Genomic DNA, 22,011 nt, shown 5'->3' on the forward strand with positions numbered 1-22,011 from the left:
GAAATTAGTCAGCGCGTAACAAATCGTTCAAACTTGTTTTTGCACGTGTTTGCGCATCAACTTTTTTCACGATAATTGCAGCGTATAAGCTGTATTTACCATCAGCAGACGGAATGTTACCTGGTACAACAACTGAACCAGCAGGAACGCGGCCATAATGGATTTCGCCAGTTTCACGGTCATAAATTTTGGTTGATTGACCAATAAAAACGCCCATTGAAATGACTGAACCTTCTTCAACAATAACGCCTTCAACGATTTCAGAACGCGCACCGATAAAGCAATTGTCTTCAATAATGGTTGGGTTAGCTTGTAATGGCTCTAAAACACCACCAATACCTACACCACCAGACAAGTGAACGTTTTTACCGATTTGAGCACATGAACCTACAGTTGCCCATGTATCAACCATTGTACCTTCATCTACATAAGCACCAATGTTGACATAAGATGGCATTAACACCACATTTTTAGCTTGGAAGCTACCACGACGAGCAACAGCAGGAGGAACAACACGAACGCCCGCAGCTTTAAATTGCTCTTCAGTCCAACCAGAGAATTTAGTTTCAACTTTGTCGTAGAAACGAAGATCACATGACTCGATTGGTTTATTGTCATTTAGTTTAAATGATAATAAAACAGCTTTTTTTAACCATTGATGAACAACCCATTCACCATTGATTTTCTCTGCAACACGAAGTGTACCGTTATCTAATCCAGCAATTGCTTCTTCAACAGCTTGGCGAATTTCGCTTGAGCAATCTGCTGCAGTAAAGTTTGTGCGGTCTTCAAATGCTTGCTCAATGATCGTAGAAAGCTGAGACATGATCTTCCTTCCATAAAAAATTTTAAAGATTTTACACTAATTTGTGACAAGAATCTTTGAAAAAACGTGTTACGTTTAAAGCGAGAGTTAAAGTGGAAAAGCTTATTAGATAATCAAGTGTTTTTTACACAAAAATGATTTGAAAATAAAAATTTAACTCAATTTGTATCAAAAAATAACAGAAATCTAGCAGTTTTTGTATAAAAAAGAATCTATGCTCTTGAATATAATTTTTGTCACAAGCTGAATAAATTAAAAACAGAGCCTTTTCTTGAGGAGAAAACGATGAAAGTATTACGTGTTTTAGTGACAACTACAGCTTTACTTGCTGCTGGTGCTGCAATGGCAGATGAAGCTGTTGTTCATGACAGCTATGCATTCGATAAAAACCAATTAATTCCAGTAGGCGCTCGTGCTGAAGTAGGTACTACAGGTTACGGTGGTGCTTTGTTATGGCAAGCAAACCCATATGTAGGTTTAGCATTGGGTTATAACGGCGGTGACATTTCTTGGTCTGATGATTTATCAATCAATGGTACCAAGTATGATATGGATATGGACAATAAATTAGCATATCTGAATGCTGAAATTCGCCCTTGGGGTGCTAGTACGAATCCATGGGCTCAAGGTTTATATGTAGCTGCAGGTGCAGCTTATGTTGATAACCAATATGATTTAACAAAAAATGTAGGTACAAACGCTTCCGTTGAAATTGATGGAAACCGTTTTAATGGTGGTGCTAACGGAGTGAGTATTGCCGGTAATTTAAAATATGATAATGATATTGCTCCATATATTGGTTTTGGTTTTGCTCCAAAATTCAGTAAAAATTGGGGTGTATTTGGTGAGGTAGGTGCTTATTATAGTGGTAATCCTAAAGTAAGTTTAGCTTCAAATAATGATGCATTGATTGGTAGTGATGGGCGTACTCTAGGGCAAACCTTAGATGATCAAGAACGTAAAATTGCTAACGATGATAAATACAAATGGTTGCCAGTTGGTAAAGTTGGTGTAAACTTCTACTGGTAATAAATAGTAAAAAAACGAGCTTCGGCTCGTTTTTTTATATCTAAAAATAAAAGAGCTACCTAAGTAGCTCTTTTATTTTGTTCTTAAACTTTACTCATCTGGATAGGCAATTTTTTTCAATGCTTTAATGTCAGCATCAGGTGAGCATAAAGAAATAAACTCATAACCATAACCACGTAATAAATGGCCTTTGCGAACAGCAATCCATGTAGTGTTGACACCAAAGATATTAGTTTTAATTTGTTTTAAACGATAGTCACGTTCTGCATCGTAAGCGACATCATTGACAATTCCGACGCCCATGCCGAGTTCAACGTAAGTTTTGATAACATCGGCATCAAGAGCAGACATTACGATATCTGCATCAATTTGAGCATCTTCAAATGCTTTATCAATTTTAGAGCGACCTGTAAAACCACCGTGATAAGTAATCAATGGATATTCAGATAAAGCATCAAGATCGATTTTATCGAGCTTTGCAAGTGGATGATCTTGCGGAGTAATAATACTGTGCTGCCACTGATAGTATGGAATACTTGCTAAATTTTCTTCAGTTGTTAAAGATTCTGTCGCAATACCAATATCAGCTTCACCTTGTAAAAGCATTTCTGCAATTTCGACAGGACTGGCTTGTTGCAAAATCAAATGTACTTTAGGGAACAGCTTTTTAAATTGATTGACGATCGGTGGTAGTACATAACGTGCTTGAGTATGCGTTGTCGCAATCGTTAAAGTACCTTCGTCCACTTTATTAAAGTCATCGGCAAGACGTTTAATATTTTCTGCATCTACAAGCATACGCTCCACAATGCTAAGTAGCGATTGGCCTGGTTCGGTTAAACCAAGTAAACGTTTACCTTTACGAACGAAAAGTTGTACACCTAACTCATCTTCTAAATCTTTAATATGTTTACTTACACCTGATTGAGAGGTATATAACGCGGCAGATGCTTCCGTTAAATTAAAGTTTTGGCGTACTGTTTCTCGGATAATTCTTAATTGTTGAAAGTTCATTTACACTTTTCCTCGAAAGAGGTGAGGAACGGCTTTAAATTCCGCGAGATGGCTCCTCACCAAATAATTCCTTAAGCAACTTGATCTGCAAATAGGTGAAGTTGAGATGCACTCACCCAAACAGTTTGATTCGGTTTAAATGCATGTTGTTTTGCAGCTTCACTGCTCAAAGCAATCTCAATTAAACGTCCATTACGATCTTGTAATTCCGCCACTACTTTTCCAGCAATCCAGACTTCACGTACAAAAGTTGCTTCAATTGTATTTGCCTGTGGTTGCGAATGAATATGTAACTCATCCGGACGGGCAAAAGCAATCACTTTTCCTTGCGGTGCCTGAACTGTAGTCGGTAATTCGATACGATCATTGCCAATACGGATAATACCGCCAGCATGTTCGCCTTCAAAACGGTTTGCTTGACCTAAGAAATCAAATACGAATGGTGTGGCAGGGTTCTCGTAAACTTCACGCGGCGAACCAATTTGTTCGACGTTACCTTTATTCATCACAATAATTTGATCAGCTACCTCAAGTGCTTCTTCTTGATCATGGGTTACGAAAATTGAAGTGATATGTAATTCGTCATGCAAGTTACGTAACCAGCGGCGTAGTTCTTTACGGACTTTGGCATCAAGTGCACCAAATGGTTCATCAAGCAATAGCACACGAGGCTCTACAGCGAGTGCTCGCGCTAAGGCAATACGTTGACGTTGACCACCAGAAAGCTGAGCAGGGTAGCGGTCTGCTAAAAAGCCCAGTTGAACTAGGTCAAGCAGACGAGTAACACGTTTTTTAATCTCAGCTTCCGAAGGACGTGTCGCACGAGGGCGAACACGTAAACCAAAAGCAATATTGTCAAATACAGTCATATGACGGAATAAAGCATAGTGCTGAAATACAAAGCCAACTTGACGTTCGCGAACATGGACATTAGTTGCATCTTCGCCTTCAAGTAATACTTGACCGCCATCGGCCGATTCTAAGCCGGCAATAATACGAAGTAGTGTGGTTTTACCGCAGCCAGATGGTCCGAGTAGCGCAACCAGCTCGCCCTCTGGAAAGTCTAGGGAAATATTTTTAAGCGCATGGAATGCACCAAAGTGTTTTTCAATATTCTTAACTTGAATACTCATGATTTCATTCCTTACGAATCAGTTGAATGCGGTTCTGGTTTGTCTTGATGTAGTTCTAACCAAGTTTTCAATACCAGTGTTAATAAGGCTAAGAAAGCAAGCAATGAGGACACGGCAAAGGCTGCGCTGAAGGTGTACTCGTTATATAAAATTTCAACATGCAGTGGCAGAGTATTGGTTTCACCACGGATGTGTCCCGAAACTACCGATACTGCGCCAAACTCACCCATTGCGCGGGCATTACACAAAATCACACCGTAAATCAGACCCCACTTAATGTTAGGCAGAGTGACTTTCCAAAAGGTTTGCCAACCTGATGCACCGAGTACAATAGCTGCTTCTTCTTCCTCTGTTCCTTGCGCTTCCATAAGAGGAATTAACTCACGTGCAACAAAAGGAACGGTAATAAAAATGGTCGCTAAAACAATTGCAGGTACGGCATATAAAATCTTAATGTCATGATCCATTAGCCAGCCGCCTAACCAACCTTGAGCACCAAAAATCAGTACAATCATTAAACCTGCAATAACAGGTGAAACTGAAAAGGGCATATCAATAATGGTGGTTAAAACTGCTTTGCCTTTAAACTGGAACTTAGAAACAGCCCATGCTGCCGCAACACCAAAAATCACATTAATCGGAACGGCAATTGCTGCGGTTAATAGTGTTAGTTTCACTGCTGACAGGGTATCTGGATCAATCAAAGCCTGAACATAGACTTCAAGGCCTTGTTTAAATGCTTCAACAAAAACCAGAATAAGAGGCAACATCAGACAGCTAAGGAAAAAGATCAGCGCAATTGTAATGAGCGTATAACGTACCCAAGTTGGTTCACGTGTCGCATCACGAGATTGCAATTTCAAGGCAAGTGCATTGCTGTCGGTATGTAGGTTCATGTGATATTTCTCCCTGTACGACGGTTTGCCCATGCTTGAAGTAAGTTAATGACAAATAAAATAATGAAAGAGAGAACCAACATTACTGCTGCAATAGTCGTTGCACCTGCATAGTCATATTCTTCAAGGCGCGAAATGATCATGAGCGGAGCAATTTCTGTTTTAAACGGCTGGTTTCCTGCAATGAAAATTACAGAACCATATTCACCCACGCCACGGGCAAATGCTAAAGCAAAGCCTGTAAATAGAGCAGGGAGTAATATGGGCAAAATAATTTTAGTAATGGTCTGCCAGCGATTTGCCCCAAGTGCAGAAGCAGCTTCCTCAAGCTCCGTTTCGATATCGCTTAATACCGGTTGAACAGTTCGAACAATAAAAGGAATACCAATAAATACTAAAGCTAGCGTAATCCCGATAGGGGTATAAGCAACATGAATACCAAGTGGTTCTAAATATTGACCAATCCAGCCAGTAGGAGCATAAAGCGAAGTGAGTGCAATACCTGCGACTGCCGTTGGTAGTGCAAAAGGTAAGTCTACTAAAGCATCAACTAGACGTTTTCCGGGAAAGTTATAACGGACAAGGCACCAAGCTAAAAGTAGTCCGAAAACAACATTAATAAACGCCGCAATTAAAGCTGAACTAAAGCTGAGTTGAAGCGATTTTAAAATACGTTCAGAGGTTAAAATTTCCCATAGTCCGTCCCATCCGATTCCAAATGATTTGATAAAGACTGCGGCTAATGGAATAAGCACAATAAAAGAAACGTAGGCGAGGGTGAAGCCCAATGATAGACCAAACCCAGGCAGCACTCGGGATCGCTGCGACATGATATTTCCTCAAAGAGAAAAGCCTGCTGAAACCAGTAAGCGAATAAATAAAGATAAACGGCGCGGTATAAAGCTGGGTATTAAGCAAATTTCAAAGAGAAATGTGTCTTTACCGGATCAATAGATGAGTGGCTACACATCGAGTCTTCAGGAAGTAGATAGTTCAGTAAGTCAGGAAATGGGCCAAAACCAGACGCAACATTAATATGCCCAACTTGTCCAAGATTAATCGGGTCTAATCGCCAAGCTTTAGCAAGTTGTAAAGCATCGAAAAAATCTAGCCAAGGATCATTTTCACTAATCAGTAGTGTTGTAGGCACATTAATTTTTAACTGATGAAAATAATCTTTGTAGTCAGTCAGGCTATGGCGAGCAAAACCTGCTTCACCAAAACGTGCTGGATTTGCAGGAGCAACCAAAATTAATTTTTTAACTTGAAGTTGTAAATCAGGATGCTCAGCCAAAGCAGCAACACTGGTTAAGCAACCGAAACTATGCGCAACGATTTGTACGGGTGCTTGTACTGATTGAACTGTTTTAACAAATTGCTCAATCCATTCACTTAATACGGGTCTATCCCAGTTTTTTTGCTCAACACGAGAACTAGACACGAGTTGACGCTGCAACCAAGATTGCCAATGTTGATGTTCACTTCCACCTACACCTGGGACAATTACAGAGTGAGTCATGTCTGTTCTCCTTATCGTTAGTACAAAGAATTACTTCTCTGCACTATTGATTTTCACGATTTGATCGAAAACACCACCATTATCAAAGTGTTGTTTTTGTACTTTTGTCCAACCGCCAAACTCTTTATCAATTGTCACGAGTTTCAATGGTTTAAATATATTGCTGTATTTTTTGAGTACAGCTGCATTACGCGGACGGTAGAAGTTACGTGCTGCAATTTCTTGGCCAGCAGGTGAGTACAGGTAGTTGAGGTAACCTTTCGCGATGGTGAGATTGCCTTTTTTGGCAGCGTTTTTCTCAACAACAGCAACTGGTGGTTCAGCTAAAATAGATAGAGATGGGGTAATAATTTCAAACTTGCCTGGCTGTTCGCGAACAGCTAAATGAGCTTCGTTTTCCCAAGCAAGCAATACGTCACCAATGCCACGTTCAGCAAAAGTTGTTGTTGCACCGCGTGCACCTGAGTCTAAAACTTTAGTGTGCTTATAAATTTGGCGGACATATTCTTGTGCTTTAGCATCGTTACCACCTGGTTGATGTTTTGCCCAAGCCCAAGCTGCAAGATAGTTCCAACGAGCACCACCAGAAGTTTTTGGGTTTGGTGTAATAATTTCTACACCTGGTTTGATTAAGTCACCCCAGTCTTTAATTTGTTTAGGGTTACCCTTACGTACCAAAAACACGATTGTTGATGTGTATGGTGTAGAGTTTTGTGGCAACTTCTTTTGCCAATCAGTTGGAAGTAATTTTGCTTTTTCAGCAATTTCGTCAATATCAGCTGCAAGTGCTAATGTCACAACGTCAGCATTTAAGCCATCAATTACTGCACGAGCCTGTTTACCAGAACCGCCGTGTGATTGCTTAAACTGAATATCTTGACCAGTACGCTGCTTCCAGTAAGTACCAAACTGTTTATTAAAGTCTGTATATAACTCACGAGTAGGATCGTAAGAAACGTTTAAAAACTCTTGCGCTGCAAATGATGAAACAGAAAGAAGCGCAGCAATAACCCCAACTTTTAATTGAGAAAAACGCATGAGATAACCCCTCAAAAATACGAAATGTTCAAAACATGAACGCAGAATAGCGCTAGTCTTTATTCTAAAAAAATAATAAAAAACGAATTTAATATGAAAAAAATAGAAATAATAAAAATGGATAAACTATTCTTAAATCTTGATATATAACAAGTTTCAAAAGTACAAACTAAATCGGTATAATTTTTAAAAATCAGTCGTTTATTAATTAAATGAATGGTGTTGTATTGTTGAGTGGTTTTTAAATAAGGACGGATTAAACATGTGGTGTTTTAAAAATGGACAACCTGTTGAAACCATTCCGTTACTAGACCGAGCATTTCATTATGGAGATGGTTGCTTTAGCACAATTCGTGTTTTTCAGAATGAGATAGAGCTAAAAGCTCGTCACTGGGAACGTCTAAAACTTGCTTGTCAAAAACTAGCTTTAATTGCAAATTTTGAATTAATTGAACAGAGTTTGCAGCATTTATACCAACAAAACCTTGTGCTCAACGGCACTTTAAAAATTGTGATTAGCCGCGGTGAAGGTGATCGTGGTTATACTTTACCAAAGCATGAGGCAGATATTTATGTCTGGTTTTATCCAAAAGCACTGGAGCAATTCCAACCCGACTTTATACAGTGCGGGGTTTTAAATCAGGCCTTGGGTTTAACCATGCCGAGTCTAGTTGGACTTAAATCTTTAAACCGTCTAGAACAGGTATTGCTAAAAAAAGAAGCAGATCAACAAGGGTGGGCAGAAGCATTAGTATCTGATGTACAAGGTTATATTGTTGAAGGGGTAAGCAGTAATTGTTTTATTCGTTTAAATGATAGATGGATTACACCGGAACTTCGCTATAATGGCGTCCACGGTGTGATGCGTGCAGAAATTTTGGCACGTATGCAGCACCATGGAATTGCCTGCGAAGTCAGAATAATTGAATTAGATGAAGTGCCACAAATACAGAGTCTATTCTTTTGTAATGCTTTACATCCAATGCGAGTGGTTACTCAAATCGGTGAACAAACTCTAGATTCACAGGCGTGCCTAAATTTATTTCATAATCTTAACTTGAATCAGATTCATTAATATGCCGAAGCCACCTGTGAACGCGAAAGCAAAAAATGCTAAAAAAAAGGGCAAGAAAACAGCATCTCATTTTCCTAAAAAGTTGGTGCTGATTGGCTTTTTTATCGTTTTAATTTCTATTTTTGCTATTTTGTGGTCAAGTTTATTTAAAGCTTATCCTGTTGAAGGGAAAAAGCAGATGCTATCGATCACATCAGGTGAGACCTATTCTGGTTTTATTGATCGTTTAGCCAAAGAAAATAAAATCCATTTCCCAATTGTACTTAAGCTTTATCAAAAGTTTATGATTCATGACAGCATGAAAGCTGGTGTGTATGAAATCGAACAGGGAATGAGCGTAGGACAAGTATTGGAGATGTTGTCTAATGCTGATAATGCTCAGATGAACCGTATTTTGGTGATTGAAGGTACGACTTTTAAACAGCTTATTACTGCACTCAAAAATGATAAAAATGTAAAAAATACAATACTCGATTTACCAGATGACCAGCTTATGAAGGCTTTAGGTATTCCTTATCATCACCCGGAAGGTTTATTTGCGCCTAACACTTATTTCTTCGCAAAGGGTGAGACTGACAAAAAAATCCTCACCGATTTATATCATCATCAAATGAAAGCTTTAGATACTGCTTGGGCAAATCGCGCACCAAACTTACCCTATAAAGATAAGTATGAAGCTTTAATTATGGCTTCAATTGTTGAAAAAGAAACAAGTATAGATAGTGAGCTTGAGCAAGTATCTGGTGTATTTGTACGCCGTTTGAAAATTGGTATGCGTTTACAAACTGACCCAACCGTGATTTATGGAATGGGTGATAACTATAAGGGTAAGATCAGTCGCGAAGACTTACGTACACCAACCGCATATAATACCTATACAATTAACGGCCTACCGCCAACACCAATTGCTTTGCCTAGTCAAAAAGCAATTGAAGCAGCACTACATCCAGATGACTCAAATAATATTTATTTTGTGGCAACTGGTAATGGTGGCCATAAATTTACAGCAGATTTACAGGCTCATAATCAAGCGGTGCAAGAGTACTTATCCGTGTTGAGATCGAAGAAATAAGGAAAAGAGATGTTTATTAGCTTTGAAGGCACGGAAGGGGTAGGTAAAACTACACTCATTCGAAAAATTCATCAGCATTTTGAAAAGCAAGGTAAACAAGTTGTTTTAACTCGCGAGCCAGGTGGTACACCGCTCGCAGAACAGATACGTTCGATGCTTTTAGCGGTAAATCATGATGAAAATATGAGTCATGATACTGAGCTACTCTTAATTTATGCGGCACGTGCTCAACACTTACAACAAGTGATTTTGCCGGCTTTAGCCTCTAACAAAATTGTTTTAAGTGATCGTTTCACAGATGCCAGCTTTGCTTACCAATGTTCTGGTCGTGGTTTAAGCCAAGAAAAATTACAGCTTTTAAATCAGAATTTTGTTTCACGTATGCCAGAGGTGACTTTCTGGTTAGATGCACCGATTGAACTCGGTATGAATCGTGCACGTGAGCGTGGAGCTTTAGACCGTTTCGAGCAAGAAAAGTTAAGCTTCTTTACTAAAGTTCGCGAAGGTTATGAGACTTTATGGAAATCTGAACCAGAACGTATTAAACGTTTAGATGCTACGCAAAGTCCTGAACAGGTATTTGAGCAAGCCTTGCAATACTTAGGATAAATAATAAAAGCCACTCTCAGTTCTGTGGGAGTGGTTAAAAATGACGACAAATCTGCTTAAAAAGATCATAGAACATATTGAACAGTATTTTATGCTATTTTGAATACTGTTCTAAAATTGAAGAAAAATAAGGATGAAAAGTTCAAAAGAAGAAATCATAGCGTTTCTTGAAAAGGAATTTCCCCCAAGTCTTGAACATTGCACGATTGAATCAGTTACACCTAGAGCTGCTGTCGTTTATTATCATGTAGATCAAAGACATCAACGCCCAGGCGGTACCATATCTGGTCCAACCATGATGACTTTGGCAGATTTTGCTTTGTATATTGCAATACTCGGTGAAATTGGAATTGTGGGTTTGGCGGTAACGACGAATTTTAATATTAATTTTCTAAGAAAACCTGCAGGTGATAAAGACTTACGTAGTGAATGTAAGCTTATGAAAGTAGGAAAAAGCTTAGTCGTGGGTGAGGTCTGGATTTATTCAGTTGGGCTAGAAGAACCAGTAGCGCATGTGACCGCGACTTATTCAATTCCACCAAGACCACAAATATAAAACTAAATAAAAAGCACAGCCAGAGCTGTGCTTTTTTGTAGAAAAATAGCCTAAATGTCAGTATTAACCAAGGGCTGCTCTACTGCAAAGTTTGGAGGCGTTAGTACCGTTTTACGAATCTCACTCGAAGTTTCAGGATAATCTAGAGTGTAATGTAGGCCACGCGATTCTTTACGTTGCATGGCACAGCGCACAATCATTTCAGATACTAAAACAAGGTTACGCAGTTCAATCAGGTTTTTGCTGACACGGTAGTCTTGATAATACTCAGTGATTTCACGCTTTAACATCTCAATACGGTGTAAAGCACGTTCTAAACGTTTTGTGGTTCTGACAATACCAACATAGTTCCACATGGTTGAACGTAACTCATCCCAGTTTTGTAAAATAACCACATCTTCATCTGGGTTGGTTACTTGTGAATCATCCCAAGTTGGTACTTCTGGTAATTTGAAGTTTTCATCAAATTTATTTTCGATGTCTTTTGCTGCACTCATACCGTAAACAAAGCACTCAAGTAACGAGTTACTTGCCATACGGTTTGCACCATGTAAGCCTGTATAAGAGGTTTCACCAATTGCATATAGACCTTCAATATCGGTCTGGCTGTTGGAATCAACTACAACACCACCACATGTATAATGTGCAGCCGGCACCACCGGGATCATGTCTTTAGTGATGTCGATACCTAGCTCAAGCAATCTTGCATAGAGTGTAGGGAAGTGCTCTTTAATAAACTCAGGTGATTTGTGGGTAATGTCTAACCAGACATGACGAATACCGAGACGCTTGATTTCGTGGTCAATGGTACGTGCCACAATATCGCGAGGAGCCAACTCTGCACGATCATCGAAACGTAGCATAAAACGTTCGCCGTCTGGCAGGCGTAAATAAGCACCTTCACCACGCATCGCTTCAGTAATTAAGAAAGAACGTGCTTGCGGATGATATAGGCAGGTTGGATGAAACTGGTTAAATTCCATATTGGCTACACGGCAACCTGCGCGGTAAGCCATAGCAATACCATCACCTGTAGCAATATCTGGATTAGATGTATAAAGATAAGCTTTCATCGCACCACCGCAAGCAAGTGCGGTAAATGGAGCAAGGAAAGTATGAACTTTTTCTGTTTTTTCATCTAATGCATATAAACCAATAGCACGATTCGCTTGATCTATATGACCCAACTTATGCGACGTAATTAAATCAATCGCAATGTAATTTTCAAAAATTGTAATATTCTTGCGTTCTTTCGCTCGTTCAACCAATGTAGTTGAAATAGCTTTGCCTGTTGCATCAGCAGAATGGATAATACGGCGCTGTGAGTGACCGCCCTCACGAGTTAAATGAAGCTGTTCATCTTCATCTAAGGTGAACTGCACGCCTTGCTTTAAAAGAAAATCAACAGAAGGACGACCACCTTCTACAGTATGCTGTACTGCATCTATTTCACATAAATGAGCACCTGCAATCATAGTGTCATTAATATGTTGTTGAATAGAGTCAGTTTCATCAAGAACTGCAGCAACACCACCTTGTGCATAGAAGGTACTTGCTTCAGTTAAAGCAGCTTTGGCTAAAACTGCAATATTAAAATGACTTGGTAACGATAAAGCTAAGCTTAAACCAGCACCGCCACTGCCCACAATAATCACGTCAAAGTGGTGAATTGTCTGTTGATTAGGCATGTCCATTCGCATCAATTTAAAACGTCCGCTAATGACACCCCTTTTTACCTAAAAAGGCAAGAGCTTAAGCGCTCTAAGTCACAGAAAAATTGCAATTAGCTTAAAAAATTGCAATGTGTAAAATAAACGTGATGAGGATGCCTTACAAATAAACATATTGTTACGCACAATTCCAAAGCGTTGTGATACAACAGTTTTATTCTTATTCTCGTAGACCAATTGTGGGTGAGCACCGAATGAAATCTCGCTATTTACAACAAGGAATGTATGCAGCGGTATTTACAGTTGCTGCTGTTCAAGCAAACGCTGCTGTTGATTTTTCAAACCTCGTTGAACAAGTTAGTCCGGCTGTGGTGAGTGTAAACGTTGTAAAAAAAATGACGCAGGATGAACTGTTACAGCAGCAAGTTCCTGAAATTTTAAAACGTTTCTTTGGTAATCAGGTCATCATTCCACAGCAACAAGGTCCTCAAGAAAAAACTGCATACGGTAGTGCATTCTTTATTAGTAAAGATGGTTACTTACTTACGAACCATCACGTGATTGAAAATGCTTCCCGCATTAGTATTACTTTAAATGACCGTCGTGAGATTGATGCAACTGTTGTTGGTAGTGATGAACGTACCGATGTTGCCTTATTAAAAGTGAATGGAAATAATTATCCTGCTTTAAAAGTAGGAAATGTTGACCGTTTACGAGTGGGCGAGCCTGTTTTAGCGATTGGTTCGCCATTTGGTTTTGACTACTCTGCTTCAGCAGGTATTGTCAGCGCTAAATCACGTAACATGAGCGGTGAAACCTCTGTACCATTTATTCAAACCGATGTAGCTTTAAACCCTGGTAACTCAGGTGGTCCATTGTTTAACCAAAATGGTGAAGTTGTCGGGGTGAACTCACGTATCTTTAGTGGTACTGGCGGTTATATGGGCTTGTCTTTCTCTATTCCAATCGATGTAGCGATGGATGTAGCCGAACAGCTTAAAACAAAAGGCAAAGTTACTCGTTCATACCTAGGCGTTATGATGCAAGATATTGACCGTAACCTTGCCGATGCTTACAAACTGCCTAAACCAGAAGGTGCTCTTATCACACAAGTTACGCCAAATTCACCTGCTCAAAAAGCAGGACTTAGAGCTGGCGATGTGATTTTAAAACTTAATGGTGCTTCTGTACTTCGTACAAGTGATTTGCTCTATGCCTTAAACAAAGTACAGCCAAACCAAACAGTTCAGTTTGAAGTATTACGCGATGATAAAACTCGTAATATTTCGGCAACTCTGGCAACTGCACCAGATGAAACACCTGCTACAGGTACTCAGGCTTCTACTTCTAAAGGTCCAGTATTAGGCATGAGTATTCGTGATTTGGCTGAACCAGAGAAAAATGCGTTAAGCGTGAAAGGTGGTATTTATGTTCAAGATGTTCGCCGTGGTGGGCTAGCATCATTGTCAAATATCATTCCTGGTGATGTAATTGTTCAGGTTAATAATACTCAAATTTTGAATAGCCAAGATTTTGCTAAAGTTGTTTCTAGCTTACAAAAAAATACGGTTGCTCGGGTTGGGATTATTCGTCAAGGCCAACGAGCAATGCTTGGTTTGCGCATCCAGTAATATGACATAAAAATGAGCCACCCTGAAAATGGGTGGTTTTTTATTATTTGGATTCGGCATAATGTGATCTAGCTAATTTGAATGTAGCTTTAGATTTAATAATTAAAGTGGGTGTTTTGTGAGCAGTATTTTCGATTTACATATTCAGGTTCAGCCACAGCATATTGATGCTTTGGGCCATGTTAACAATGTAATGTATGTCCAATGGATGCAAGATGTTGCAGCTGCTCATGTTGAAACATTAGGAGTAGGCGTAACCAAATATCTTGAGCTTAAACATGCAATGGTTGCTGTTGAGCATCATGTACAATACCGTAAAGCTGCGTTTGAAGGCGAAGAAATCGTACTACGGACATGGCTCGATGATATCAATGCACTTTATTCATTTCGCCAGTATGTTTTTTTTCGCCCTTCTGATCAGGCTGTCTTATTTGTTGGGAATACCAAATGGGCATGTATTGAAATTGAATCTGGCCGACCAAAACGTATGTCACCGACTTTTACACAAGCCTATAAGCCACTTGACTCAAGTATAAATCCTTTAGATTTTACTATTTCGTATGCTCGATAGTCGGAAGTATTACATGTGTTTTGAATTGTCATTTTTTAGAACATAAGTACAAAGCTCATGATTATTTTGGATACTTTAAAATATCCATCTGCTATAATCTCTCGCAATTTGTTAAACCGCTTTGGCTATGTATTAAAACAAGCTACATAGCACTTTATATTTTCTCAAGGTAGCCCATGGCGCAAGCTAAAAAATCAGTTGATATCAAAAATATCCGAAATTTCTCGATTATCGCTCATATCGATCATGGTAAGTCTACTTTGGCTGACCGTTTTATTCAGATGTGCGGTGGCTTACAAGATCGTGAGATGCAAGCTCAGGTCTTGGACTCAATGGAGCTTGAGCGCGAACGTGGGATTACCATTAAAGCAGCGTCTGTGACATTGTATTACACCCATCCAAATGGGCAAGAATATCAGCTTAACTTTATTGATACCCCGGGGCACGTTGACTTCTCGTATGAAGTATCGCGTTCATTAGCAGCGTGTGAAGGCGCGTTATTGGTCGTAGATGCGGCGCAAGGCGTAGAAGCTCAATCAGTTGCAAACTGTTATACCGCGATTGAACAAGGCCTCGAAGTTCTTCCTATTTTAAATAAGATTGATTTACCGCAGGCTGAACCTGAACGTGTAATTCATGAAATTGAAGAAATTATCGGGATTGAAGCGACGGATGCGCCAACTTGTTCAGCAAAAACAGGTTTGGGCGTTGAAGGTGTATTAGAACGTTTAGTCGATGTTATTCCAGCGCCAGAAGGTGATCGTGAAGCTCCACTTCAAGCGTTAATCATCGATTCATGGTTTGATAACTACTTAGGTGTAGTCTCTCTTGTCCGCATTAAAGAAGGTCGTATCCGTAAGGGCGATAAAATGTTGGTTAAGTCGACAGGACAAACTCATCCGGTAACTTCTGTAGGTGTATTTAACCCTAAACATACTGAAACCGATATTCTTGAAGCTGGCGAAGTAGGATTTGTTATTGCTGGTATTAAAGACATTTTTGGTGCACCAGTAGGTGATACTATTACGCTTGCGTCTACACCAGATGTTGCAACTTTACCTGGTTTTAAAAAGGTTAAACCACAGGTTTATGCGGGTCTTTTCCCAATCGATTCAAGCGACTTTGAACCATTCCGCGAAGCATTACAGAAATTACAAATTAACGATTCTGCTTTGTTCTTTGAACCTGAAAGTTCAGATGCACTTGGTTTCGGTTTCCGCTGTGGTTTCTTAGGCATGTTGCATATGGAAATCGTACAAGAGCGTTTAGAGCGTGAGTATGATCTCGATTTGATTAGCTCTGCACCAACAGTAGTCTATGAAGCCGTTACCAAAAAAGGCGATACGATCTATATCGACAGTCCGTCTAAAATGCCTGATGGTTCAGTTGTTGAAGATTTACGTGAGCCAATTGCTGAGTGTCATATTCTTGTGCCGCAAGAATACTTAGGTAATGTCATGACCTTATGTATTGAGCGTCGTGGTGTACAAAAAGACATGAAATTCTTAGGTAATCAAGTTTCGATTACTTTTGAAATTCCAATGGCTGAAGTTGTGATGGATTTCTTTGACAAGCTTAAATCATGTTCACGTGGTTTTGCATCGCTAGACTATAACTTCGTACGTTTCGAAAGTTCATCTTTAGTTAAGGTTGATGTATTAATTAATAGTGAAAAGGTGGATGCCTTGGCTATGATTTGTCACCGTAATGATGCTCGCCATCGTGGTATTGCTTTAGTTGAAAAAATGAAAGATTTGATTCCACGTCAAATGTTTGATGTTGCAATTCAGGCTGCTATTGGTGCTCAAATTATTGCTCGTTCGACTGTTAAGGCGATGCGTAAAAACGTTCTAGCAAAATGTTATGGCGGTGACGTGTCTCGTAAGAAGAAATTACTTTCTAAACAAAAAGAAGGTAAGAAACGTATGAAACAAGTGGGTAGTGTAGAAATTCCACAAGAAGCGTTCTTAGCTGTTTTGAAAGTAGAAAGATAAAAGAAAGGGCTGGGATGAACTTATATTCTCCCAGCCATAAAGCAAGCAGCTAGGCTGCGAGTGAGGTCATGTGGATTTTGATTTTAATTTAATTCTTGTTCCAGTTACGCTGATTTTATTTGCAGTGTGGTTGCTAGATAAGCTTGTTTTTAAACAGCGTGCAAATAAAGGGCGAGAGAACGAAAATTTTGTTATTACATGGGCCTATGACTTTTGGCCAGTTTTAGCTATTGTGCTTGTACTTCGCTCATTTCTTTATGAACCATTTAATATTCCATCAGACTCTATGGTTCCAACTTTAGAGACTGGCGATTTTATCTTAGTTAATAAATTCGACTATGGTGTGCGTTTACCTATCGTAAATAAAAAAGTCATTGATGTAGGTGAGCCGAAACGTGGTGATGTCATCGTATTCCGTTACCCACCTCAACCAACCATTAGTTATATTAAGCGTGTAATTGGTTTACCAGGTGACCATATTGTTTACGATCATGGACAATTGATTATTAATGGTCAGAAAATTCCTAAAGTACTAACACAATTTAGTCGTGAAAAAGATGCTTTAGATACACCAACGTCTATTTATCATAAAGAAACAATTGGTGATCATACCTTTACGATGCGTGAACTCGAAGGTGTAAACGTTGCGCGTCAGGCACCATTTATCAACTATGTTGATAATGGCAAATATTCAAACCAAGACGGTTTATATTGGGAAGTAACTGTTCCGAAAGGACATTACTTTGCAATGGGGGACAACCGTGATCAAAGTGCTGACAGTCGTTTCTGGGGGTTCGTTCCTGAAGAAAATTTAACAGGCCGAGCTTTCTATGTCTGGATGCATAAAGAACCTGGTTTCCACCTGCCAAGCTTTAACCGAAATGGAAAAATAGATTAAAAACAACCATTAGGAAAAACAAAAATGCGTAAGGCACAACAGGGTACTTCGTATTTAGCAATTTTATTTGGGGTGGTTATATTTGCAATTGCGGCGAAAGCCGTACTTGCAGTTTGGCCAGCATATTGGGATGATCGTGTGATTAATAATCAGATTACAGAGCTCATGCAACAAAGCTCAGCTGATATCACACCCCAAAAGTTTATGACACAGATGGACCAACGGCTGGAAATGAACAATATTCGTGATCTCCATTTTAAGGAAATTGCTGAAGTGTTTAACGAGTCTGGTCTAATCGTCAAAAAGAAATATGAAGTAAGAAAACCTTTCTTACTAAATATTGATTTAGTTTTAACATTTGAGAAGAGTTTTGACAAAACATCAGTTCAAACTAAGTGATCCTCGCTTACTCAGTCGAATCGGTTATCAATTTAAGCAGCCCGAATTGCTACAGTTAGCTTTGACTCATCGTTCGGTGAGTCATAAGTATAACTATGAACGTCTGGAGTTTTTAGGCGATTCGTTGTTGGGGATGATCATTGCTAATTATTTATATCATGCCTATCCACATGAAAATGAGGGGCGTTTAACACGTATGCGTGCGACTTTAGTTCGCCAAGAAGCATTAGGTAAAATTGCAACCGATTTGCAACTTAGTCGGTGTTTAATATTAAGCACAGGCGAGTTGAAATCTGGTGGTCATCATCGTGAGTCAATATTAGCGGATACGGTAGAGGCGATTATTGGTGCAATTTATCTTGATAGTAGTGATCTGAACCTACTCAAAGATATTGTGTTAAAATGGTATGTACCTTATTTAGATCATATTGAGCCAACAGATCAACTCAAAGATCCAAAATCACGTTTACAAGAGTATCTACAAGCACGTAAAAAACCTCTCCCTGTTTACGAGGTTGTAGATATTCAGGGTGATGCACCTCATCAACACTTTAAAGTCGAATGTTTGGTAGATGGTTTACCAAAGATTTATGGTGAGGGGTCAAGTCGTCGTTTTGCCGAGCAGGCAGCAGCGGCGGAAATTTTAAAGTTATTGGAGCAATAACCTGCATGTCGATGCATTCTGATCAAATCAATCCAGATTCAAATGAAAACCAAGATCCAAACAATCTGATTGATCAATTTTTTAGTTCCAAAGGCGTTACAATTCCTTCGGATTTTAAGAGCGGATTTGTGGCGATTGTAGGACGTCCAAATGTGGGTAAATCTACCCTCATGAACCATTTATTGGGTCAAAAACTCTCAATTACTTCACGTAAACCTCAAACGACTCGCCATAAAATTATTGGTATTGATTCACGTGAGAAGATGCAAGCGGTTTATGTAGATACACCGGGAATGCATAAGAAAGAAGTACGTGCGATCAATAAAATGATGAACCGTGCTGCTCATTCTGCATTACGTGATGTTAACTTGGTTTTATTTGTTATCGATGCGTATAAGTGGACTCAAAATGACGATTTAGTGCTTGAGAAACTCAAGAACGCTGAAATGCCAGTTATTTTGGTCATTAATAAAGCTGATACTTTTGAAGATAAAAGAGAGATTCTTCCTTTAATTCAAGAGCGTACCAAGCTTATGAATTTTGCTGAGATTGTTCCTGTTTCTGCTCTTCGTGGAGCAAACTTGGAACATTTAAGTGAAACAATTGAAAAATATCTTCCTTATCAGCCGCCACTGTATTCATTTGATCAAATTACGGACCGTTCAGAACGCTTTTTAGCAAGTGAAATCATCCGTGAAAAAATTATGCGTCAGTTGGGTGAAGAGTTACCATATGATTTAACAGTACAGATTGAATCTTTTAAAACAGAAGAGGCAACTGTTAATGAGAAAAATGGTCGATTAAAACCAGCTTGTACCTATATTGATGCAACAATTTTTGTCGATCGTCCTGGCCAAAAAGCGATTGTGATTGGTGAAAAAGGTGCCAAGCTTAAAACGATTGGTATGGATGCTCGCAAAGACATGGAAAAAATGTTCGAACAAAAGATCATGCTTACCTTATGGGTTAAGGTTAAAGGCGGTTGGTCTGATGATGAACGTGCTTTGAAAAGTTTAGGATATAGCGATATCTAACAAGCAGGGAATACTGGTATGAAAACAATTACATCAATATTGGCTATTATTGGGTGTACATTGATGTTACAAGGTTGTGTATATAAGCTTGTAACCGTACCAGTAGGTATTGCTTATAAAACAACTAAAGGTGTGGTGAAGGGTACAGCTGCTGTTGTAGGAGCTGTAATTCCTGATGGTGATGATGACGATAAAAAAGAAAAAGAATCTAAGGAATAGTTTCTTTTTATGATGCGCAATGAAGTCCTACATGGATATATGATTCACCATCGTAAATATCGTGAAAAAAGCCATATTGTGCATCTCTTCACTCAGGAATACGGGCGGGTCGATGGCATTTTAAGACAGACTCCGCCTCCCCAATATCAACCAATTCGGTTGCAAGCTACAGGTAAAAGTGAACTCAAAAATTTTACGAAGCTGGAAATATTAAATCAGCCGGTTTTCTTTTTTGGTGATGCTTTTTTTGCTGGCTTTTACTTAAATGAAATTGTTCTAAGACTTTGTCCGCTAGAAGAACCAATGCCACAAACTTTTGAACAATATCAATTAACTTTGCTTCAGTTACAACAATTATCTTCTCACGAAAATCCCGATCTTTTTCTCAGACAGATCTTAAGGCAGTTCGAACATATCTTACTTCCAGAGTTGGGCTATGCGATTGATTTTTCAGTTGATAGCTCACAAAAAGAAATTTTGCCAAATCAGTTTTATCAATTTCAAGTGACTGAAGGCTTTGCTCCCGTTGTCCAGGCAGGCCGCTCATCTTTGTCGGGAAAAGCAATTTTATCTATGCTGGATTATGAGCAAGGGCAGGATTTTTCTCATGAACAATTGCAATTATTAGGTAAACTATACCGTCAAATGATTACATCGCTTTTAGGTGATCGTCCCCTAAAAAGTCGACAATTGTGGATTCAAAATACTCAAACTCAATCGTAATTAGGATTTATTTATGGCTGCATTGCTTGGTGTAAACATAGACCATGTTGCTACTCTAAGACAGGCGCGCGGTACTACTTATCCAGACCCTGTAGAAGCTGCTCTTATTTGTGAACAAGCTGGTGCAGAGGGGATTACTTTGCATCTTCGTGAAGACCGCCGCCATATTCAAGATGATGACGTGCGTCGCATGCGCCCTTTGTTAAAAACACGTATGAATCTAGAGTTGGCCGTTACTGATGAAATGGTTGAGTTTGCCAAAGAAATTAAACCACAGCACGTGTGTTTCGTTCCTGAAAAACGTCAGGAAATAACAACTGAAGGTGGTTTAGATGTAGTAGCTAACTTTGAAAAAGTTAAGGCTGCAACCCAGGCTTTAGCTGCTTTGGGATGTGACGTATCATTATTTATTGATGCGGATTTTGCTCAAATTGATGCGGCAGTTGCATGTGGCGCACCTACGATTGAGTTGCACACAGGTGCATATGCTGATGCAGCAACAGAACAAGAACAACAAGAAGAGCTGGCTCGTATTGTAAAAGGTGTTGAATATGCCGCTTCAAAAGGTTTGGTTGTAAATGCAGGACATGGCCTTAACCTAAAAAATATTGCACCAATTGCAGCAATTCCACAAATCCATGAATTAAATATTGGTCATTCAATTATTGCAGATAGTGTTTTTGTAGGTCTAGCACAGGCTGTTAAAGATATGAAAAAAGCGATTCAGGCAGCAGGATAAGTAGTAATGTCGAGTATCAATTACGATGAATTAATGCAGCCTGTGTTGGCATTTTTGGGGTGTCAAACTCCAAATGAATGGTTAGATGAGGCCGTTAATAATTTAGACATCTTGATGCAAGATCATGCCAATTGTGAGAAAAAAGCAGCCGGTACGGCAATGAACTTGATGTTCCGCTATAGTTTTTTTACAGATCTACAAGTCAAACTTGCTCAACTTGTACGTGAAGAAATGCTTCACTATGAACAAGTTCTCGAGTTTATGACGAAACGTGGCCAAGAGTGGAAAGGTTTAAGCGCAGGACGATATGCAGGTGGCTTGCGAAAAGAAATACGTACCTATGAGCCAGAAGCTTTAATTGACGTACTGGTTATTGGAGCCTTTGTAGAAGCACGTTCGTGTGAGCGTTTTTATGCACTTGCCCCGCGTGTAGATGACGAACTTGGACGTTATTATCGTTATTTGCTGAAGTCGGAATCTCGTCATTTTGAAGACTATTTAGCACTAGCGCTTGATGTCGCAAAAACTGCCAAAATGAAAGATCCTGAAGAGGATATTCACCAGCGTATTGAACATATCCGTGAGGTTGAAAAGAACCTGATTTTGACTCCGGACGATACTTTCCGCTTTCATAGTGGTATTCCTGCATAGTCTTGGGTGCCTCAAATAAAAAAGTTTACCTTTCATGGTGAACTTTTTTTA

24 protein-coding genes are annotated in these 22,011 nt (G+C 39.3%); 16 read left to right on the forward strand and 8 right to left on the reverse strand.

The genetic code is table 11. From position 1 onward, the window contains the following. Window positions 1-4 precede the first annotated feature (4 nt). Window positions 5-826: a 2,3,4,5-tetrahydropyridine-2,6-dicarboxylate N-succinyltransferase gene (gene dapD, locus J678_RS07190; protein WP_017394356.1), complete on the reverse strand. Its 822-nt coding sequence runs from the start codon at window positions 824-826 to the stop codon at window positions 5-7. 285 nt (window positions 827-1,111) lie between these two features. On the opposite strand from dapD, the gene carO reads away from it, so the two are divergent. Beyond that, entirely contained in the window at window positions 1,112-1,855 is a 744-nt protein-coding gene (gene carO, locus J678_RS07195; RefSeq protein WP_000866523.1) for an ornithine uptake porin CarO type 2, read from the forward strand. A 90-nt stretch (window positions 1,856-1,945) separates the two neighbouring features. Here carO and J678_RS07200 read toward each other — a convergent pair whose 3' ends face one another. The 6 genes from J678_RS07200 to J678_RS07225 all read right to left on the reverse strand — a co-directional run bounded on the left by J678_RS07200 (window position 1,946) and on the right by J678_RS07225 (window position 7,455). After that, complete coding sequence (locus J678_RS07200; RefSeq protein WP_017394355.1) at window positions 1,946-2,869, reverse strand: CysB family HTH-type transcriptional regulator; 924 nt, start codon at window positions 2,867-2,869, stop codon at window positions 1,946-1,948. A gap of 71 nt (window positions 2,870-2,940) precedes the next feature. Next, the gene (locus J678_RS07205; protein ID WP_031981985.1) at window positions 2,941-4,002 is read right to left on the reverse strand and encodes a sulfate/molybdate ABC transporter ATP-binding protein; all 1,062 of its coding nucleotides are present in this window, start codon (window positions 4,000-4,002) and stop codon (window positions 2,941-2,943) included. An 11-nt stretch (window positions 4,003-4,013) separates the two neighbouring features. Beyond that, a complete protein-coding gene (cysW, locus tag J678_RS07210; protein ID WP_004707525.1) occupies window positions 4,014-4,898 on the reverse strand; it encodes a sulfate ABC transporter permease subunit CysW in 885 nt (294 codons plus the stop codon). Next, window positions 4,895-5,728, reverse strand: a complete 834-nt coding sequence (gene cysT / locus J678_RS07215) for a sulfate ABC transporter permease subunit CysT (RefSeq protein ID WP_004707527.1) — start codon at window positions 5,726-5,728, stop codon at window positions 4,895-4,897. The genes cysW and cysT overlap by 4 nt, the downstream gene beginning before the upstream one ends. Before the next feature lie 80 nt (window positions 5,729-5,808). Further along, entirely contained in the window at window positions 5,809-6,417 is a 609-nt protein-coding gene (locus J678_RS07220) for an RBBP9/YdeN family alpha/beta hydrolase (protein WP_017394354.1), read from the reverse strand. A 30-nt stretch (window positions 6,418-6,447) separates the two neighbouring features. Beyond that, a complete protein-coding gene (locus J678_RS07225; protein WP_017394353.1) occupies window positions 6,448-7,455 on the reverse strand; it encodes a sulfate ABC transporter substrate-binding protein in 1,008 nt (335 codons plus the stop codon). A 262-nt stretch (window positions 7,456-7,717) separates the two neighbouring features. On the opposite strand from J678_RS07225, the gene pabC reads away from it, so the two are divergent. The 4 genes from pabC to J678_RS07245 all read left to right on the forward strand — a co-directional run bounded on the left by pabC (window position 7,718) and on the right by J678_RS07245 (window position 10,767). Continuing rightward, on the forward strand, window positions 7,718-8,530 hold the full coding sequence (gene pabC, locus J678_RS07230) for an aminodeoxychorismate lyase (protein WP_004885819.1): 813 nt from the start codon (window positions 7,718-7,720) through the stop codon (window positions 8,528-8,530). A 1-nt stretch (window position 8,531) separates the two neighbouring features. Next, window positions 8,532-9,602, forward strand: a complete 1,071-nt coding sequence (mltG, locus tag J678_RS07235) for an endolytic transglycosylase MltG (RefSeq protein ID WP_017394352.1) — start codon at window positions 8,532-8,534, stop codon at window positions 9,600-9,602. A gap of 9 nt (window positions 9,603-9,611) precedes the next feature. Beyond that, on the forward strand, window positions 9,612-10,211 hold the full coding sequence (gene tmk / locus J678_RS07240; protein ID WP_017394351.1) for a dTMP kinase: 600 nt from the start codon (window positions 9,612-9,614) through the stop codon (window positions 10,209-10,211). A 133-nt stretch (window positions 10,212-10,344) separates the two neighbouring features. Beyond that, the gene (locus J678_RS07245) at window positions 10,345-10,767 is read left to right on the forward strand and encodes a PaaI family thioesterase (RefSeq protein ID WP_004885824.1); all 423 of its coding nucleotides are present in this window, start codon (window positions 10,345-10,347) and stop codon (window positions 10,765-10,767) included. 50 nt (window positions 10,768-10,817) lie between these two features. Here the strand turns inward: J678_RS07245 and nadB are convergent, their stop codons facing one another. Beyond that, window positions 10,818-12,461 carry an L-aspartate oxidase gene (gene nadB, locus J678_RS07250; RefSeq protein WP_017394350.1) on the reverse strand — a complete coding sequence of 548 codons (1,644 nt, stop codon included), beginning with the start codon at window positions 12,459-12,461 and terminating at the stop codon, window positions 10,818-10,820. Window positions 12,462-12,691: 230 nt separating this feature from the next. Here nadB and J678_RS07255 point away from each other — a divergent pair, with 230 nt between their 5' ends. The 11 genes from J678_RS07255 (at window position 12,692) to J678_RS07295 (ending at window position 21,960) form a co-directional block, all read left to right on the forward strand. Next, window positions 12,692-14,068 carry a Do family serine endopeptidase gene (locus J678_RS07255; protein WP_004707541.1) on the forward strand — a complete coding sequence of 459 codons (1,377 nt, stop codon included), beginning with the start codon at window positions 12,692-12,694 and terminating at the stop codon, window positions 14,066-14,068. Between the two features lie 118 nt (window positions 14,069-14,186). Further along, window positions 14,187-14,639 carry an acyl-CoA thioesterase gene (locus tag J678_RS07260; protein WP_002052732.1) on the forward strand — a complete coding sequence of 151 codons (453 nt, stop codon included), beginning with the start codon at window positions 14,187-14,189 and terminating at the stop codon, window positions 14,637-14,639. Window positions 14,640-14,815: 176 nt separating this feature from the next. Further along, a complete protein-coding gene (gene lepA, locus J678_RS07265; RefSeq protein ID WP_002052578.1) occupies window positions 14,816-16,633 on the forward strand; it encodes a translation elongation factor 4 in 1,818 nt (605 codons plus the stop codon). A 70-nt stretch (window positions 16,634-16,703) separates the two neighbouring features. Beyond that, window positions 16,704-17,531 carry a signal peptidase I gene (gene lepB, locus J678_RS07270; RefSeq protein WP_017394349.1) on the forward strand — a complete coding sequence of 276 codons (828 nt, stop codon included), beginning with the start codon at window positions 16,704-16,706 and terminating at the stop codon, window positions 17,529-17,531. Window positions 17,532-17,555: 24 nt separating this feature from the next. Next, window positions 17,556-17,930: a DUF4845 domain-containing protein gene (locus J678_RS07275; RefSeq protein WP_001224037.1), complete on the forward strand. Its 375-nt coding sequence runs from the start codon at window positions 17,556-17,558 to the stop codon at window positions 17,928-17,930. After that, entirely contained in the window at window positions 17,902-18,594 is a 693-nt protein-coding gene (gene rnc, locus J678_RS0103905; protein ID WP_004707545.1) for a ribonuclease III, read from the forward strand. The genes J678_RS07275 and rnc overlap by 29 nt, the downstream gene beginning before the upstream one ends. Window positions 18,595-18,605: 11 nt before the next feature. After that, window positions 18,606-19,628, forward strand: coding sequence for a GTPase Era (gene era / locus J678_RS07280; RefSeq protein WP_079376989.1), 1,023 nt, complete (start codon window positions 18,606-18,608; stop codon window positions 19,626-19,628). An 18-nt stretch (window positions 19,629-19,646) separates the two neighbouring features. After that, window positions 19,647-19,847, forward strand: a complete 201-nt coding sequence (locus J678_RS0103910; RefSeq protein WP_004885836.1) for an NF038104 family lipoprotein — start codon at window positions 19,647-19,649, stop codon at window positions 19,845-19,847. A gap of 9 nt (window positions 19,848-19,856) precedes the next feature. Further along, window positions 19,857-20,570, forward strand: a complete 714-nt coding sequence (recO, locus tag J678_RS07285) for a DNA repair protein RecO (protein WP_004707550.1) — start codon at window positions 19,857-19,859, stop codon at window positions 20,568-20,570. A 13-nt stretch (window positions 20,571-20,583) separates the two neighbouring features. Continuing rightward, window positions 20,584-21,309 carry a pyridoxine 5'-phosphate synthase gene (gene pdxJ / locus J678_RS07290; protein ID WP_017394348.1) on the forward strand — a complete coding sequence of 242 codons (726 nt, stop codon included), beginning with the start codon at window positions 20,584-20,586 and terminating at the stop codon, window positions 21,307-21,309. A gap of 6 nt (window positions 21,310-21,315) precedes the next feature. Next, a complete protein-coding gene (locus tag J678_RS07295; RefSeq protein ID WP_017394347.1) occupies window positions 21,316-21,960 on the forward strand; it encodes a tRNA-(ms[2]io[6]A)-hydroxylase in 645 nt (214 codons plus the stop codon). The last annotated feature ends 51 nt before the right edge of the window (window positions 21,961-22,011 follow it).

The organism is Acinetobacter sp. 1424608 (assembly GCF_000588255.1).
GTDB classification, from domain to species: Bacteria; Pseudomonadota; Gammaproteobacteria; order Pseudomonadales; family Moraxellaceae; genus Acinetobacter; species Acinetobacter nosocomialis.

Bases quoted from the DNA above. Each gene is read 5' to 3' on its own strand.
- dapD (WP_017394356.1), bottom strand. From the start codon at position 826: ATGTCTCAGCTTTCTACGATCATTGAGCAAGCATTTGAAGACCGCACA.
- carO (WP_000866523.1), top strand. From the start codon at position 1,112: ATGAAAGTATTACGTGTTTTAGTGACAACTACAGCTTTACTTGCTGCT.
- J678_RS07200 (WP_017394355.1), bottom strand. From the start codon at position 2,869: ATGAACTTTCAACAATTAAGAATTATCCGAGAAACAGTACGCCAAAAC.
- J678_RS07205 (WP_031981985.1), bottom strand. From the start codon at position 4,002: ATGAGTATTCAAGTTAAGAATATTGAAAAACACTTTGGTGCATTCCAT.
- cysW (WP_004707525.1), bottom strand. From the start codon at position 4,898: ATGAACCTACATACCGACAGCAATGCACTTGCCTTGAAATTGCAATCT.
- cysT (WP_004707527.1), bottom strand. From the start codon at position 5,728: ATGTCGCAGCGATCCCGAGTGCTGCCTGGGTTTGGTCTATCATTGGGC.
- J678_RS07220 (WP_017394354.1), bottom strand. From the start codon at position 6,417: ATGACTCACTCTGTAATTGTCCCAGGTGTAGGTGGAAGTGAACATCAA.
- J678_RS07225 (WP_017394353.1), bottom strand. From the start codon at position 7,455: ATGCGTTTTTCTCAATTAAAAGTTGGGGTTATTGCTGCGCTTCTTTCT.
- pabC (WP_004885819.1), top strand. From the start codon at position 7,718: ATGTGGTGTTTTAAAAATGGACAACCTGTTGAAACCATTCCGTTACTA.
- mltG (WP_017394352.1), top strand. From the start codon at position 8,532: ATGCCGAAGCCACCTGTGAACGCGAAAGCAAAAAATGCTAAAAAAAAG.
- tmk (WP_017394351.1), top strand. From the start codon at position 9,612: ATGTTTATTAGCTTTGAAGGCACGGAAGGGGTAGGTAAAACTACACTC.
- J678_RS07245 (WP_004885824.1), top strand. From the start codon at position 10,345: ATGAAAAGTTCAAAAGAAGAAATCATAGCGTTTCTTGAAAAGGAATTT.
- nadB (WP_017394350.1), bottom strand. From the start codon at position 12,461: ATGGACATGCCTAATCAACAGACAATTCACCACTTTGACGTGATTATT.
- J678_RS07255 (WP_004707541.1), top strand. From the start codon at position 12,692: ATGAAATCTCGCTATTTACAACAAGGAATGTATGCAGCGGTATTTACA.
- lepA (WP_002052578.1), top strand. From the start codon at position 14,816: ATGGCGCAAGCTAAAAAATCAGTTGATATCAAAAATATCCGAAATTTC.
- J678_RS07275 (WP_001224037.1), top strand. From the start codon at position 17,556: ATGCGTAAGGCACAACAGGGTACTTCGTATTTAGCAATTTTATTTGGG.
- era (WP_079376989.1), top strand. From the start codon at position 18,606: ATGCATTCTGATCAAATCAATCCAGATTCAAATGAAAACCAAGATCCA.
- J678_RS0103910 (WP_004885836.1), top strand. From the start codon at position 19,647: ATGAAAACAATTACATCAATATTGGCTATTATTGGGTGTACATTGATG.
- recO (WP_004707550.1), top strand. From the start codon at position 19,857: ATGATGCGCAATGAAGTCCTACATGGATATATGATTCACCATCGTAAA.
- pdxJ (WP_017394348.1), top strand. From the start codon at position 20,584: ATGGCTGCATTGCTTGGTGTAAACATAGACCATGTTGCTACTCTAAGA.
- J678_RS07295 (WP_017394347.1), top strand. From the start codon at position 21,316: ATGTCGAGTATCAATTACGATGAATTAATGCAGCCTGTGTTGGCATTT.